This window comes from Microvirga sp. VF16, assembly GCF_016864375.1.
Classification (GTDB): Bacteria; Pseudomonadota; Alphaproteobacteria; order Rhizobiales; family Beijerinckiaceae; genus Microvirga.
Window position 1 is genome coordinate 222,953 of record NZ_CP069358.1, and the last position, 15,280, is coordinate 238,232.

Annotated in this window: 11 protein-coding genes and 1 pseudogene; 4 read left to right on the plus strand and 8 right to left on the minus strand. The window is 62.6% G+C overall.

All coding sequences use genetic code 11. From position 1 onward, the window contains the following. Positions 1-597: 597 nt before the first annotated feature. A pseudogene (locus tag JO965_RS43910) lies at positions 598-1,568 on the minus strand (IS5 family transposase). Between the two features lie 109 nt (positions 1,569-1,677). On the opposite strand from JO965_RS43910, the gene JO965_RS43915 reads away from it, so the two are divergent. Beyond that, positions 1,678-2,625, plus strand: a complete 948-nt coding sequence (locus tag JO965_RS43915; RefSeq protein ID WP_246777321.1) for a group II intron reverse transcriptase/maturase — start codon at positions 1,678-1,680, stop codon at positions 2,623-2,625. Positions 2,626-3,092: 467 nt separating this feature from the next. Further along, complete coding sequence (ltrA, locus tag JO965_RS43920) at positions 3,093-4,442, plus strand: group II intron reverse transcriptase/maturase (protein WP_246777322.1); 1,350 nt, start codon at positions 3,093-3,095, stop codon at positions 4,440-4,442. 669 nt (positions 4,443-5,111) lie between these two features. On the opposite strand, the gene JO965_RS43925 is transcribed toward ltrA, so the two are convergent. Both JO965_RS43925 and JO965_RS43930 read right to left on the minus strand, forming a co-directional pair. Next, on the minus strand, positions 5,112-6,167 hold the full coding sequence (locus tag JO965_RS43925; RefSeq protein ID WP_203447851.1) for an IS110 family transposase: 1,056 nt from the start codon (positions 6,165-6,167) through the stop codon (positions 5,112-5,114). Between the two features lie 442 nt (positions 6,168-6,609). After that, positions 6,610-7,185, minus strand: a complete 576-nt coding sequence (locus JO965_RS43930; protein WP_203447852.1) for a cupin domain-containing protein — start codon at positions 7,183-7,185, stop codon at positions 6,610-6,612. Positions 7,186-7,290: 105 nt separating this feature from the next. Between JO965_RS43930 and gabT the strand changes: the two genes are divergently transcribed. Next, entirely contained in the window at positions 7,291-8,583 is a 1,293-nt protein-coding gene (gene gabT / locus JO965_RS43935) for a 4-aminobutyrate--2-oxoglutarate transaminase (RefSeq protein ID WP_203447853.1), read from the plus strand. A gap of 120 nt (positions 8,584-8,703) precedes the next feature. Here gabT and JO965_RS43940 read toward each other — a convergent pair whose 3' ends face one another. From JO965_RS43940 to JO965_RS43960, 5 genes are all read right to left on the minus strand, one after another. Next, positions 8,704-9,498, minus strand: coding sequence for an ABC transporter permease (locus tag JO965_RS43940; RefSeq protein ID WP_203447854.1), 795 nt, complete (start codon positions 9,496-9,498; stop codon positions 8,704-8,706). A gap of 4 nt (positions 9,499-9,502) precedes the next feature. Beyond that, complete coding sequence (locus tag JO965_RS43945; protein WP_203447855.1) at positions 9,503-10,690, minus strand: ABC transporter permease; 1,188 nt, start codon at positions 10,688-10,690, stop codon at positions 9,503-9,505. Continuing rightward, positions 10,687-11,751, minus strand: coding sequence for an ABC transporter ATP-binding protein (locus tag JO965_RS43950; protein WP_203447856.1), 1,065 nt, complete (start codon positions 11,749-11,751; stop codon positions 10,687-10,689). Before JO965_RS43950 ends, JO965_RS43945 begins: the two co-directional genes overlap by 4 nt. Positions 11,752-11,983: 232 nt before the next feature. Continuing rightward, complete coding sequence (locus tag JO965_RS43955; protein WP_203447857.1) at positions 11,984-13,036, minus strand: ABC transporter substrate-binding protein; 1,053 nt, start codon at positions 13,034-13,036, stop codon at positions 11,984-11,986. A 131-nt stretch (positions 13,037-13,167) separates the two neighbouring features. Beyond that, entirely contained in the window at positions 13,168-13,716 is a 549-nt protein-coding gene (locus JO965_RS43960) for a cupin domain-containing protein (RefSeq protein WP_203447858.1), read from the minus strand. 191 nt (positions 13,717-13,907) lie between these two features. Here JO965_RS43960 and hisD point away from each other — a divergent pair, with 191 nt between their 5' ends. Continuing rightward, positions 13,908-15,203, plus strand: a complete 1,296-nt coding sequence (gene hisD / locus JO965_RS43965) for a histidinol dehydrogenase (protein ID WP_203447859.1) — start codon at positions 13,908-13,910, stop codon at positions 15,201-15,203. Positions 15,204-15,280 lie beyond the last annotated feature (77 nt).

A 15,280-nucleotide genomic window follows, 5' to 3' on the forward strand; every position in this document is an offset into this window, starting at 1 on the left:
CAGTGGGTTTGGCAGATCGCCCCGAGGCTGAGGAAAGTCGAGTGATGCGCCGGCCAGATACCGGCCTGTCGGTGAGACGCTGCCGGAGCCGTAGCCTGAGCCACTTCCCATCGGAGCGTGATGGCCCCCAATCGGAGAATATTGTGCCACTGCCTGCGCAACAGGGAAAATCGCGAGCAATGCAAAGCCTAGAACCAGTATGAGTTGCTGGAGCGATCGGCTACTGGGCTCAGCGAAGTAAGAGAGGTATTGCCGCCGGAGACCCATCTGGTCCTCCTTAGCAAAGTTGCCTACCGTCAAGCCACCAACTTAAAGTGACCCAGATGTGGACTTGGCGCAAAATTTGATGAAGGAAGCCAAGGTCCTGTTCAAGGCTTGCCGTCTTGCGTTCTACGCGGAAGTCCCCGTTTACTGAGTTTTGGAACGTATCTCGGCATTTTCAAAACCCATAATATACCCATCCCGACACATGGAAAAGCAGAATACCTATACCCGGCGCACTTATCCTGTATCGGCGCGCCCTGGAATAAAGGTGCAGATATGGGCTTTGTTGCACAGATCGGATTGTGCACGCATTGAATGCAGCGTAGCCCGAATTCAAGCGATGCGGCCGGACTTCGGGTGTCCAAGCGCAAGCATGCGGTTCAGGGCCTGAACGGCGATCGCGACCTCCGTCGTGCGACGCCGATCCGTCCGTGAGCGTAAGCTCGTGCCGATCACTCGTTTCAAGCGGCTGATGGCAGTCTCCACCAAAGCACGGCGATTATACCCGGACCACTTCTGCCAACCCCTGCGTCCATGCTCGGCAATGCTGTGGAGATGCCGATCGCGCTGGGTCAGAGTGGTCTCTCCCATCTCGCTCAGCATTGCCGTTGATCGGGGTGGAATGATCACGTCAGCGTCGGGATGGCGCGCGGCGACAGTGCCGTAGATGCCAGCTTGATCGTAGGCTCCATCACCGATGAAGGAAGCGAGTGGGCCTGTGATCTGGTCGAGCAAGGGCTCGACCTGCGCGAGCCATCATCAACATCATGGGGCGTCAGCTCTGATGCCAGGATCTGCCCGGTCTCAGCATCGACGCCAATGTGCAGCTTTCGCCAGGACCGGCGTCGTCGGGTGCCGTGTTTCTCGATCAGCCACTCGCCGGGTCCGCACAGACGCAGACCTGTGCTGTCGACCAGCAGGTGAACAGGTCCTCTCGAGCTCGAACATGGCCTTGGACCCTCCAGAGTTTCGGCCCGCCGGCTCAGGGTCGAGTGATCCGGCACCGCCAGATCCAGACCGAGAAGTTGGAGGATCGAGCTGATCAGACCTTCCGTTTAACGCAGCGCCAGCCGGAACACCGCCCGCAACGTCAACGCTGTCCTGATCGCCAAAGCCGAGTAGTGGGCTTGACCACCGCGGGTGGTGCGGGGCTCAGCCCGCCAAGCCGCAATCGCTTCCTCGGTGAACCAGACGGTCAGGCTTCCCCGCTGGCGCAGGGCTGCATCGTACTCCGCCCAATTCGTCACCCGGTGCCGCTGCTTCGGAATGCGATGACGGCGGGTGGTATTGACCTTGAACGGCATGACGGGATTTTCTCGGAAGTCAAACAGGCCTCCACGCTACCCAGCCGCGGTTACCAACTCGCTCATCCATGCAACAAGGCGCTTCAGCGGCCCCCGATGCGAGGCCGAGGTGATCAAACGAGAGGTCGGGGCTTTCCTGCGTGATGAGCTCAAGCTGGAATTGTCCGAAACCAAGACATTGATCACCCGCGCACAGTCACAAGCTGCGCGCTTCCTCGGCTATGACATCCGAGTCCTGCACAACGACCAAAAACGTGATCGACGTGGTCACCGTTGCCTGAACGGGCAGATCGGGTTGCGCGTCCCACCAGCCGTCGTGCGGGACAAATGCAAACGATACCTCCGCCGTGGCGAACCGATGCACCGCACGGAACTCATCCACGACACTGTCTTCAGTATCGTGGCTCAGTACCAAAGGGAGTACCGGGGCTTGGTGGAGTATTATCGCAGGGCCTACAACCTGCATCACCTCAACCGTCTGAAGTGGACGATGGAGCGGTCACTGACTGGAACGCTTGCGCGGAAGTTGCGCATAAGTGTGTCCCGAGTCTATCGCCGCTTTGGCGCCACACTTCAGACCGACCAAGGTCTCTGTGTGGGACTTGAGGTCATGGTTGAACGAGATGAAGGGATGAGACCTCTGGTAGCACGGTGGGGCGGTGTTACGCTGGCACGGCATACCAAGGCAGTTCTCGACGACAGCATTCCCTTGCGTATTTGTGGTCCGCGATCTGATCTCGAACGACGTCTCTTGGCGAACACCTGTGAGCTTTGTGGCTCTCAGGAGAACATCGAGGTGCACCACGTTCGAGCTCTTAAGGACTTACAGTACAAGGGACAACGCCCTCCGCCTTTATGGGTTCAGGTCATGGCGGCACGCCAGCGTAAAACACTGGTGACATGCCGGTCGTGCCATATCGACATCCATGTTGGGCGGCCGTTGCGACGCAGCTTGCCAGCGAATTTGGAGGACACTGGAGAGCCGGGTGCTCCAAAAGGCGCAAGCCCGGTTCGGAGAGGGTTGCGCCTTGCAAGCGCGTTGAAGACTGCCGTCTGAGATGGCGGCCGCGGCAAAGCCTAGCGAGCAGCCGCGAACCGAGTCTTGCGCGGCGTCCGGTAACGGCCGTTGCGAAGCGTAGACAGGGAGGTTGTAGGCCGGAATGAAGTGAACGGGAATATAGCCCCGAAATCGAACGTGATCGGAGTAGCCGACCCTGTCTCTCTAAGGGGAAGGCGGAATCGCATGCCGCGTTAGTGCGAGTGGTATGCGGTGCTCCCGGGGTTCGTACCGCCAGCATGCAACTGAAGGATTTGACGTGAACAAGGGAGATCCATCCGGTTCAAGCGCAAGCTTGTAGGACCTGCCAAGGCGACGAGGTGAGAAGGGGCCGAAGACCGGGTGGAAGTCAGACTGACTGATAGTACTCCGAGGACGGGAGAGCCGGCCGCATGGGGAAGCGGTCAGCGGTAGGTGAAATGTTCTTGGGCAACATGGGCTCCATTCAACGGGAGACACGGCCTTTCATGCAAAGGGAAGATGCGCTGACCATGGAAACAGAACTGGAACGTATAGCAGCGCAAGCTCGGTGTGAGCCGAAACTCCGCTTTACATCGCTTGCCCATCATATCACGCGCGACCGGGTGCACAGGAATCTGTTGAGGATTCCGCAGCGCTCCGCCGCCGGGGCGGATGGTCAGACGGTGACGGCGGTGAAGGAGAGCTTTGGAGAGTGGATCGAGCCGATGCTCCAATCCATTCACCGCCAGGGATATCGCGCGCCGGCAGTACGGCGCGTTTACATCCCCAAGCCCGGCAAGACGGAGAAGCGCCCATTGGGCGTGCCAACGATCTCAGACCGGGCCCTCCAGCGCAGTGCAGCCGAGGTGCTGTCCGCCATCTACGAGCAGGACTTCTTGCCCTGTTCGTTCGGCGGGCGACCTGGGTTGAGTGCTCATCATGCCCTGGCGACCCTCACCGAGGTCATCGCAGGTGGCAAGATCAGTTGGGTGCTGGAGGCGGACCTGAAGAACTTTTTCGGGAGCCTGTCCCATGAATGGACGCTCCGGTTCGTCGAACATCGAGTCGGGGATCCACGCCTGATCAGCTTGATCCGGCGCTGGTTGAAGGCGGGTGTCATGGAAGATGGAGCGGTCCATCCAAGCGACGAAGGAACTCCACAAGGTGGGTCGATCAGTGTGCTGCTAAGCAATCTCTACCTGCACTATGTGCTTGACCTGTGGTTCGAGCGCGCGGTGAGAGTCCGGTTGCGGGGCGAAGCCCGACTGGTGCGCTATATCGACGATTTTGTGATCTGCTTCCAATATCGCGAGGATGCGCTGCGCGTCGCAGACGCCCTGCGTCACCGGTTGGGGAAGTTCGGCCTCACCTTGGAGACGACCAAGACCAAGTTGGTCGAGTTTGGTCGGTTCGCGCAGCGACACGCGGGCAAGCGCGGCAGGAACCGCCCGGAAACGATCTACTTTCTGGGCCTGACGCTGTACTGCACGCGCAACCGAAAAGGCAACTTCAAGGTTGGGATGCGCACCGAGAAATCTCGGCTCAAGCGCAGCCTTCTGTCTCTGCGGGAGCTGATGCGGCGAATCCGGCATGATGCGATCAGTGATCAGGTTGCGGACATAAACCGCGTCCTGCGCGGCCACTATGCCTATTACGGCGTCCCGGGAAATCTCCGGTCGCTGATCAAGGTGTACCAGGTCGTGGAGCGTTACTGGCGCAGAATGCTGGGCAGCCGCAGCCGCGATAGCGGCCGCCTCAGTTGGAGCACTTTCAACCAGATCAAAGAATGGAACCCGCTCCTGCGACCCAAACTGCGGCTCCCACATCGGGAACTGCAGGCACTCGCGGTGCTGTGAACCAACTGCCGAAGAGCGTGGTGCGGTAGCTCCGCACGCCACGTTCTGTGGGAACCGGGGGCGGGTGACCGCCTCCGGTGACCCGGTGGATGGGGAAACCTGCCTCAGCAACGAGGCAAGGCGCTTCATCCCTACTCTACTGCATGTCCGGTTCGATGAGCGGGGTGTGGAAACGGAGCTACGGCTCGGCTAGTGAGGCACCGCCAGGCGAAAGCGGCGGAAACAGATAGGCCGATCCTACCGCCACCGCGCCACACCTCGACTCTACCAACCTTTCACCTTCCGGCCGCTCAACAAACGTCAGCTCCTAAGCGCCAAAGCAGACTAAACGCTTTCGTCCGAGAAGTGCCAGGATGTATGGTCCGGCCGTGCGTCGCAAGATGATGTTGGCGGACTGACGAACGTGAGAGCTGCATCAATGTATTCGGCCTCGATGTGGAGCTTGTGCTCCGGGCCAGCATGGGTATCCGCGCGCATCCAAGACTCGCTAGCTGAAAGACCTCAATGGGCCATCATGGCACCCAGTCTTGTGGTTGCGCCGGGCAGACCGTTCGTCCATCTCCTCCTCATCTCGCAGACCTCGGCGGGAAATTGCTGCTTACTGAACTGAATTCATCATCAAACCCTCAGGGCTGATCGGTTGCAGAAGGAGCCGGGAGCGTCCTCATCTCACATCGCATGAGAGGCACTCCTCGGCTGATAAGCATGTCCGCGGGCCAGCACCGCCCAAGCGATGCGGGCCAGCTTGTTGGCGAGGGCAATCACCAGCATGTTGCGGTGCAGCCGCCGCCCGGCGGTCTCGATCCACGGCCACAGGCCAAGCCTGGCACCATGCGGGCGGCGCACTAAGACAATATGAGCGGCCTGCACGAACAGGGTCCGCAGGTACTTGTTCCCGCGTTTGGAGATCTTGCCCAGGATGGTGCGGTCACCGGTTGACTCCTGCTTGGGCACCAGCCCGAGCCAAGCCCCGAAGTCGCGCCCCTGCTTGAACCCTGCCCCCGTTCCAATGGCCGCCACGACAGCCGACGAGATGATCGGTCCGACGCCCGGCACGCTCATGAGACGCTGACAGTGCTCGTCCTGGGCGGCGAGCGCCTCGATCTCGGCCGAGACGTCAGCAATGCGCTCGTCGAGCTGACGCCAATCCTCAGCCAGATCGGCAATGAGGTGGACGATGCGCAGCGAAAGGGCGTCGGAGGACGAACCCAGGATGCTTGGCAACGCCTGCCGCAGCGGCGCAAGCCCCTGGCGCACGGTAATGCCGCGCTCAAGCAGGAAGCCGCGGATCTGGTTAGTGACGCTTGTGCGCTGGCTCACCAGGCGTGAACGCACTCGGTGCAAGGCGAGCAGATCCATCTGGTCGGGCGTCTTGATCGCCACGAACGACATGGTCGGCCGTTGCACCGCCTCCGCGATAGCTTCGGCATCGCGATAATCGTTCTTGTGGCCCTTGAGAAACGGTTTGACGTACTGAGCCGGGATCAGGCGCACGTCGTGGCCCAATGCTTGGAGCTGACGGCCAATGTGGTGGGCGCCGGCACAGGCTTCCATGCCGATCAGGCACGGTGGGATGTTGGCCAGCCGCTGCGCGAGCTGGGGACGGGAGAGCTTGGTTCGCAGCACGAGGGCGCCGCGCTCGTCCTGGCCGACGAGATGGAAGCTGTTCTTGCCAAGATCGATGCCAAGGGTGGCGATGGCAGGAGAGACAGAAGACCGTGACATGGGACGTGCTCCTTGCGTGGCTCGAAGCCCCACAGCTTACGGGCAAGCGGGGCAGAAGCACGGCCGGACCATCCCATTAGCTGACCTTAGCGCGATGGGAGCAAAGACAGTCGATGCAGTTCCGAGAAAGGCAGGAGCGAGTGCTTACAAGCGGACAGCAGCATGGGCGCACCGGTCGGCACAACATCAAGGTTTGAGGAACGGTATCGCGCCAATGGGCTCGCAGGCCGGTGTGACGCTGGACGTAGTCGCATGTTCCAGCTCATCGCGACGGAAGAGTTTAGCCAATCGCGAGCCGCCAAGCCTGGTCAACTCCAGCAACTCTGCATAACCGTTGGCCGGCAGGATCGGCATCAACGGACGCGCACCCCTGAAAGCCAGGCTGAGGCCACACCGTCGGACCCTGGTAAAATTTCTAGACACCTCGGACGGTCCCGCCCCATCACAGGTAGGGAGGGGTGCAGGCGCTCACCACGATGCAGTCACTGGTCCCAGGATTGCGGAACCGGTGCGGGATTCGGCTATCGAAGAGGTAGGCGTCGCCTGAGCGGAGCACCTGAACTTGATCGCCCACTGTAACCTCGAGCTCCCCCTCGATGACGATGCCGCCTTCGCGCGAGTTATGCTCTAGCATGGTCGTGCCAGTATCAGCCCCAGGTGCATAACGCTCATGGAGGAGCTGCAGGTCGTAGGCCTGCGCATTGCCCACTTGGCGGAAGCTCAGCCGGCTGTGGTCCTGTCCCGTGTGGCTTGAGAGGCGAGATGTCAGGTCGACCAACTCATTGGCGCCAAAAAAAACCTTGTAGTGTGATCTCGTCTCCTCGTGGAAGAACCCTGCCATCGTCATGGAGACCCCGCTCAGAATCTTGCGCAGAGAGGCGACGGACGGGCTGCTCTTGTTCTGCTCGATCATGGAAATGAGGCTATGCGTCACTCCGGCGCGCTCGGCGAGTTCCCTCTGCGATAGCCCGGCTTCCAGCCGGATCTCCTTCAGTCTTGCGCCAACGTCAAAGTCCATCGTCTCACCCGGGTTTCCGACGGGGCCCTCTTGCCGTGCTCAATATTTTGAGCAAGAGTGGTAGCATAGGTTTCCCGCCAGCGCATGAATAATCGGAGATTCGCGATGAGCGCAACAATGGCTCTTGCCGACCGTCACAAGGCCGCCATTCCCAGGGGTATTGCGACCAAGACGCTTTATGCCGCCCGCGCCCAGAACGCAGAGCTGTGGGATGTCGACGGCAAGCGTTACATCGATTTCGCGGCCGGCATCGCGGTGCTCAACACCGGTCACCGCCACCCGGCCGTCATGGCGGCGGTGGCCCAGCAGACCGAGGCGTTCACCCATACGTGCTTCAACGTAGCGCCCTATGAAACCTACATTCGCTTGGCCGAACGCCTGAACGCGGCCGCACCGGGCGACTTCGCCAAGAAGACGATGTTCGTCACCACGGGCGCCGAAGCGGTGGAGAACGCCGTGAAGGTGGCGCGCCGGTTCACCGGCCGCTCTGCCATCATCGCATTCGGCGGCGGCTTCCACGGCCGCACCATGATGACCATGGCGCTCACTGGCAAGGTCTCACCCTACAAGAAGGGATTCGGCCCCTTGCCGGCCGAAGTTTTTCATGCGCCGTTCCCGAAGAAGTCCGCGGGCATCGACACGGCCAAGGCTTTGGAGGGTCTGCGTCAGATCTTCCTGAACGACGTGGAGCCGGCGCGCGTCGCGGCCATTATCGTCGAGCCGGTGCAGGGTGAAGGCGGCTTCAACATCGCGCCGTTCGACTTCCTCCAGGAACTCCGAGCCATCTGCGACGAGCATGGCATCCTCCTGATCGCCGACGAGATCCAGACCGGCATCGCCCGCACAGGCCGGATGTTCGCCATTCAGCACTCCGACGTGGTGCCCGACCTGATTACGATGGCGAAGGGCCTCGGCGGCGGCTTCCCGCTCTCGGCCGTCACCGGGCGCGCGGAGATCATGGATGCGGCCGATCCCGGCGGCCTCGGCGGCACTTATGCCGGCAGCCCCATCGGCCTCGCGGCCGCGCACGCGGTGCTCGACGTGATCGAGAGCGAAGGTCTTTGCGCCCGCGCCAGCGAGATCGGCACGCGCATGCGTAACCGCTTCGAGGAGCTGGCGCGCCGCAACTCGTTCTCGTGCATAGGCGACGTCCGCAACCTCGGGGCCATGGTGGCGGTCGAGTTCGTGAAGGACCGCGACAGCCGCAAGCCCGACGCCGACATCGTCTCCGCGCTCATCGCCAATGCGCAGGACAAGGGGCTCATCCTTCTTTCCTGCGGCGTCGATGCAAACATCGTACGTCTCCTCGCCCCACTGACCATCCCGATGGAGCAGGTGGACGAGGGCCTCGACATCTTCGAGGCGGCCCTCACCGAAGTGGTGGGCAAGCGTCAGTAAAGCGGCCCGCCAACCGCGCCCGTCTCACCCGGCCGACGCGGTTTCCTTTCGCGCGATCAGCGCGCGCATGAATATGCGCCGATGCTCCCTCTCGCGACGAGAGCAGCAATCAGCCGTTTCCTATGCGGTCGCGGCAGCCGTCTTTCGGCCCTGCCGCCAGCGCAGCAGCGCGGCAAGCCCACCCAGGCACAGCGTGCCGACGATGAGGAGAAGCGCCGCCGCGGCGACCGTCGGGCTGATATTCTCACGGATGCTGGAGAACATCTGCCGCGCCAACGTCCTCTGGTTCGGGCCCGCCACGAACAGGGTCAGCACGACCTCGTCGAGGGAGGTGGCAAAGGCGAAGATCGCGCCCGACACCACACCCGGAATAGCCAGCGGCAGGGTCACGCGCCGGAATACCGTGACCGGCCGGGCCCCGAGGCTGCTCGCCGCGCGCTCGATCGCGGGGTCGATCCCCTGCAGGGCCGCCGAGACGCTGACGATCACGAAGGGAATGCACAGAACCGAATGTGCAATGATGACGCCGAGATAGGTGCTCGCAAGCCCGAGCCGAACGAGGAAGATCTGCATGCCGACGCCGAGAACGACAGCCGGTACCACCATCGGGAGCAAAAACATGGTGCGCAGCAGGCCGGCCATCGGCAAAGCCCCCCTGCGCATCCCGAGAGAGGCCAGCGTGCCGAGCACGGTCGCCAGCACCGTCGCGCCGCTGCCGATGATGAGGCTGTTGACGATGGACGTTCGCCACACTTCGGCCGTGGTGAGTTCGTGCATCCAGCGCATCGAGTAGGCGGGGATGGGATAGTTGAGGAACACGCTGGACGTGAACGCCAGCGGCAGGATGGCGAAGATCGGCATCAGCAGGAAGATGACGACGGCGATTCCGAAGATGGTTTGAAGCGCCCGAAACATAGCCTCAAGCTCCCGGCACTTGTTGGGACGTCGAAAAGCGCCCGTAGATGGCGTAGAGCACAGTGGTGACCATGAGCAGGATCAGGCCGAGAGCACCTGCCAGCCCCCAGTTTGCGGTGCCGGTCGCGTAGAACGCGATGACGGAACTGATCATCTGATCGTTCGCTCCGCCGAGCAGCGCCGGAGTGATGTAATAGCCGATGGCAACCATGAAGACGAGGAGCGAGCCTGAGAGAAGGCCTGGCAGGCTCAGGGGCAGCAGCACGCGCCAGGAGGCCCGAACCGGCCCTGCCCCCATCGACTGCGCGGCGGACATGAGGTTACGCGGGATCCCGAGGATGACGCTGTAAATGGGCAGCACCATGAAGGGCAGAAGCACGTGGGTCATGGCGATCACCACGCCGAGCCGATTGAAGATCAATGGCAGTGGGGAACCGATGAGTCCGATGGCCTGCAGCGCGCGGTTGATGAGGCCCTCGTTCTGGAGAAGGATGAACCAGGCGGCCGTGCGCACGAGCAGCGATGTCCAGAGCGGCAGGACCACCGCGAGGAGGAGAACCGACCGCTTCCACCCGGTCAGCGAGGCGGCAAGCATCGCGTAGGGAAGCCCGATAACCGCGCAGGCGACTGTCACCATGGCGGCGACCATAAGGGTGCGCAGCATGATGAGGCGGTGTGCCGAGACGTCCGCGGCCTCGGCCACGATGGTGCCCGACGTATCACGCTTCAAGTCGACGGCCGCGAGGATGTTGCGATCCGTATAAGGCGGCATCGCCTCCTTGAGCGCCACCCAGAAGCGCGTGTCGCTCCAGCGCGGATCGACCGTGGGAAGATCCACCTGTGCGGGATCGGGCGCGGCTTTGACCACGGGGATCGTCCGCGCGAGCAGGGTGCGGAAGCCCGATGCTGCGCTGTTGAGCCGGCGCACGGCCTCGCCCAGAGCCTGCTCGTCCGAGGCAGCCGAAAGATCCTGCACGAGTGCCTTGCGGGTCGCTTCCGAGGGCACGCCCTGGCCATCCCAGGAAACGATACTGACCGCCGTTCGCGGCAGAACCTTGCTGACCGCGTCGTCGACGAAGGCGGCAGTGACCATCGTCCAGAGGGGCCACAGGAAGAAAACTGCCAGGAAGACGATGACCGGCAAGACCAGCAGCAGGGCGCCGGAGCGCTCGCGGAGAACAGCTGATTTCATTGGGCGAGCACCGTGCAGTCACTGGGATCGAACGAGGCGACGACGGGGGCGCCGACAGTCCAATGGCCCGCCAGCCGCTCGCACCGCGCCACCAGGCTGAAATCGTCGCGGGTGAGTTGAATCCGCATGTGATCGCCGTGATAGATGCAGTCGGTGATCGTCATGTCGAGCGCGTTGCTCCCCTCCGGCGCCATCCCGAGACGGATCCGCTCGGGACGCAGCGAGAAGGATGCGGTCTGCCCGGCCGAGAGGCCACCCGTAGCATGCGCGTGCGCGCTGAGGCCGGCGCCGAGGGAGAGGCGGGCGATGCGATTGTCGACGCTCGCGATCTTGGCCTCGATCAGGTTGGTCTCGCCGATGAACTCCGCCACGAAACGTGTTCGCGGCGTGTCGTAGATCACTTGAGGATTGTCGATCTGCTCGATCCGGCCGGCGTTGAACACCGCGATGCGGTCCGACATCGTGAGCGCCTCGGACTGGTCGTGGGTCACGAAGACGATGGTGAGACCGAGACGCTTGTGCAGCTCGCGGATCTCGAGCTGCATGTGCTCGCGCAGCTGCTTGTCGAGCGCGCCGAGCGGCTCGTCCATGAGGATCACGCTCGGCTCGAACACGAGGGCGCGCGTGAGCGCGATGCGCTGCTGCTGGCCGCCCGAGAGCTGCGAGGGCCGCCGGTCCTTCAACTGCTTGAGCTTCACCATGTCGAGTGCGCGCTCGACCCGCCGGGTGATCTCGGCGCGCGGCACGCGCTGCATCTCGAGCGGGAAGGCAACGTTCTCGGCAACGGTCATGTGCGGAAAAAGGGCATAGTTCTGGAACACGACGCCCATCTGCCGGCGATAAGGCGGCAGATGGTCGATGCGCTTTCCATCGAGATAGATTGCACCCTGTGTCGGTCGTTCGAATCCCGCCAGCATCATCAGGATCGTGGTTTTGCCGGATCCGGACGGGCCCAGAAGACTGACGAACTCGCCCTTTTCGATGGCAAGATCGAGCGCGTTCACCACGGTGAGACTGCCGAAGGCTTTCGAGACGGACTCGAACTGAATGAAAGGTCGCATTTCGCTATGCCCTGGATCGTGTTTGCCGCAGGTGAAACCTTGGCGGGTGCTGCATCCTGTGGTCTCGGCTCGGCCAAAATGGCAAAGGCCGTCTCTGCGCAGAAGAGGGGGGGGGGGGGGGGGGCCCCCCCCTCGACTTGGTGGCGGATTGGACGCGCCAGGAGCGGAGTGATGCATCGAGCCGCTGAAACTCGCATGTCGCCCGCTCCTGCCTGCATGGATTGTCTCGCCGTTACTTTGCGAGCCAAGCGTTGAAGCGCTTGTTGAGCTCCTCGATGTTGTCGATCCAGAAGTCGGCGTCGAGCGGCACCGAGCCAGCCAGGTTCTCAGGCGCGGTCGGCAGATCCTTCTGCAGGTTTGCCGGCACGGCGGCTGCAGCCGCTTTGTTCGGAAGGCCGTAGGCGATATATTCCGGCAGCTTCACCTGGTTTTCCGGCACGTTCGCGAAGGCGATGAAGTCCATCGCGGCGTCCTTGTTCGGGCTGCCCTTCATGATCACCCAGCTGTCGATGGCATAGAGGCTGCCCGGCCACACGACCTTGAAGTTCTTGCCTTCGGTCTTGTTGATGCCCGAGATGCGGCCGTTATAGGCGGTGGTCATGACCACCTCGCCGGAGGCCAGGAGCTGCAGCGGCTGAGCGCCCGATTCCCACCAGACGATGTTCGGCTTCAACTCGTCGAGCTTCTTGAACGCGCGATCGATGCCCTCCGGCGTACCCAGCACCTTGTAGACATCGGCGGGAGGCACGCCGTCGGCCATCAGGGCGAACTCGAGCGCGTATTTCGGACCACGGCGCAAGCCGCGCTTGCCGGGGAACTTCTTGGTGTCCCAGAAGTCGGCCCAGGATTGCGGCGCTTCCTTCAGGCGGTTCGCGTCATAGCTGAGGGCGGTCGTCCATACGATGGCACCCACGCCGCAATCGTTGACGGCGGCCGGAAGGTAGGCGTCCTTGCCACCGAGTTTGCTCCAATCAAGCTTCTCATAATAGCCGTCCGCGCAGCCGAGCGCGAGTTCCTCGGACTCGACCTGCACCACGTCCCAGTTCGGCACGCCGGCCTTGATCTTGGCCGCGATCACGCCGATGCCTCCGTCCCAGCTCTCGTCGAGAACCGGCTTGCCGGTCTTCTTGGCGAAGGGCTCAAAATAGATCTTCTTCTGCGCGTCCTGGTAGTTGCCGCCCCAGGACACCACGGTGAGATCGCGAGCCTGAGCCGATGTGATGGCCGCGCCCGCGACGAGAGCCGTGAGGCAGGCGGCGAACGTCAGTTTCTTGGCGAGTGTCATGTTTGGATCCCTCTCTGGTTATTAGCGCCTCCGGCAGGCAAGCACATCCGCGGTCGAAGTTGGAAGCGGCTTGGCTCCGTCGCGGTGAAAATATTAAACGTCGACCCAGTTGGCCTCCGTCAATTTGAAGGTCAGTAGGTTGGTGGTGTGACGGCGCTGAGAATGGTACTCGGCTCGTTGGCAACGTTCCGGAAGCGGTGGGGCATGCGGCTGTCGAAATAATAGCCATCGCCCGCCTTGAGCACGCGGCATTCGTCGCCCACCGTGACCTCGACGGCACCGTGCAGCACTGTTCCGGCTTCCTGCGCCGAATGGGAGAATGGCTCTCCCGTATCGGCTCCGACCGCATAAGTCTCATGCAGCATCAGGATCTGCCGGTTGGGATGGTTCATGCCCAACATGCGGTACGAGATCGTCTGCGCCTTGCCGATCTCGACCCATTCATCGGCCTCGTAGAACGGCGAGTGACGCACAGCGGAGTTCAGGTCCGAGAAGAAGCCCGTCAGGGTGGTGCCGAGAGCATCCAGAATGGCGCTGAGCGTGTCGACTGACGGGCTCATGCGGTCCCGCTCGATAAGGGAGATCGAGGAATGTGAGATGCCGGATCTCAAGGCCACCTCACGGACTCCGAGATTTCGCCGGCGGCGAAGCTCTCTAAGCCGGGTCCCGATCTTCGGCATGCCTACCTCTTCCTCGTTTGAGGGCCTCGCCCCGGCGAGACCCGATGAGAGTCCGGCGTGGTAACAGGCTGCAGTTTCACCATCTTAGGCATGGTTAGAATACTGAACAAGAGGGTCGGGGCCAATTGAGAAGCGCCACGACATCATCGAGAGTTGAGACCCGTCAAAAGGAACAAACAATGTTACGATCGATGTCGACTCCGACCGGGAAGGTCACACATCTCAAAGCCCCGAAGCGCGACGCCGACACGGACAACCGCGAGATCGAAGCCACCGTTCGTGACATCATCGGCGCCGTGCGGACGCGGGGGGACGCGGCTGTGCGGGAATACGGCAACGCGTTCGACAGGGTGGATGTGGCCGCTTTCGAAGTCACCGACGAGGAGCGCGCCGAGGCCGTGCGCAACCTCGATCCGCAGACCCGGCAGGACACGGAGTTCGCCATCGAGCGTGTCCGCGCCTTCGCACAGGCGCAACTTGGCACCATCCTGCCCCTTGAGATCGAAGCCCTGCCCGGCCTCCATCTGGGGCACCGCGTGATCCCGATCAAAACCGTCGGCGCCTACGTGCCTGGCGGGCGTTATCCCCTCCTGTCCGCTCCGATTATGACGATCGTGCCCGCCAAAGTCGCTGGCTGCGAGGAGGTCATCGCCTGCCTTCCACCGACGGCCCACCCGGCCATGATCGCCGGCTGCAATCTCTCGGGCGCCGACCGGATCTTCCGCATCGGCGGTGCGCAGGCGATTGCCGCGATGGCTTATGGAACGGAGACGGTGCCGGTCGTCGACAAGATCGTCGGCCCCGGCAACGCCTTCGTCAACGAGGCCAAGCGCCAGGTGTTCGGCCCTGTGGGCATCGACCAGCTCGCCGGCCCCAGCGAAATCTTCGTTGTGGCCGACGAGACAGGCGATCCGGAAATGATCGCCGTGGACCTTCTGGCACAGGCCGAGCACGACATCCGCACCCGCGTGGGCCTCATCACGACGAGCCGGGAACTGGCCGAGGCCACTCGCGCGGAAGTCGAGCGTCAGCTTCAGAACCTTTCCACCGCGAATGTTGCCGGCCCCGCCTGGCGCGACTATGGCGAGATCGCCGTCTGCGCCGACGAGGAGGCGATGATCGCCTATTCGGACTTTATCGCGGCCGAGCACCTGCAGGTGCACACGCGCGATCCGCATGCGACCGCCAAAAAGCTACGCAACTACGGCTCGCTGTTCATTGGGCCACTCTCCAGCGTGGTTTATTCGGACAAATGCTGCGGCACCAATCACACGCTGCCGACCATGGGCGCCGGCCGCTACACAGGGGGACTCTGGGTCGGCTCTTACGTGAAGGTTTGCACCCACCAGTGGCTCGACGAGCGCGGAGTCGCGGCCGTTGCGCCGCCTGCCTGCCGCCAGAGCGAGAGCGAAGGCCTCGAAGGGCATCGCCGCGCGGCCGCCTTCCGCCTGGGCCGCGAACAGCTCCTGAAGAACGGACCAGTCTGATCCCGCAACCGGCAGGTTCGTCGGAGCGGTCGGCGACCGGCGGCAGAGCCTGTCGCCGATCGTTTATCTGCCTGCGA

What these genes read in the sequence shown, in the direction of transcription:
- ltrA (WP_246777322.1), top strand. Translation starts at nt 3,093, where the DNA reads ATGCAAAGGGAAGATGCGCTGACCATGGAAACAGAACTGGAACGTATA.
- JO965_RS43950 (WP_203447856.1), bottom strand. Translation starts at nt 11,751, where the DNA reads ATGCGACCTTTCATTCAGTTCGAGTCCGTCTCGAAAGCCTTCGGCAGT.
- JO965_RS43930 (WP_203447852.1), bottom strand. Translation starts at nt 7,185, where the DNA reads ATGGACTTTGACGTTGGCGCAAGACTGAAGGAGATCCGGCTGGAAGCC.
- JO965_RS43945 (WP_203447855.1), bottom strand. Translation starts at nt 10,690, where the DNA reads ATGAAATCAGCTGTTCTCCGCGAGCGCTCCGGCGCCCTGCTGCTGGTC.
- JO965_RS43955 (WP_203447857.1), bottom strand. Translation starts at nt 13,036, where the DNA reads ATGACACTCGCCAAGAAACTGACGTTCGCCGCCTGCCTCACGGCTCTC.
- gabT (WP_203447853.1), top strand. Translation starts at nt 7,291, where the DNA reads ATGAGCGCAACAATGGCTCTTGCCGACCGTCACAAGGCCGCCATTCCC.
- JO965_RS43960 (WP_203447858.1), bottom strand. Translation starts at nt 13,716, where the DNA reads ATGCCGAAGATCGGGACCCGGCTTAGAGAGCTTCGCCGCCGGCGAAAT.
- JO965_RS43925 (WP_203447851.1), bottom strand. Translation starts at nt 6,167, where the DNA reads ATGTCACGGTCTTCTGTCTCTCCTGCCATCGCCACCCTTGGCATCGAT.
- hisD (WP_203447859.1), top strand. Translation starts at nt 13,908, where the DNA reads ATGTCGACTCCGACCGGGAAGGTCACACATCTCAAAGCCCCGAAGCGC.
- JO965_RS43940 (WP_203447854.1), bottom strand. Translation starts at nt 9,498, where the DNA reads ATGTTTCGGGCGCTTCAAACCATCTTCGGAATCGCCGTCGTCATCTTC.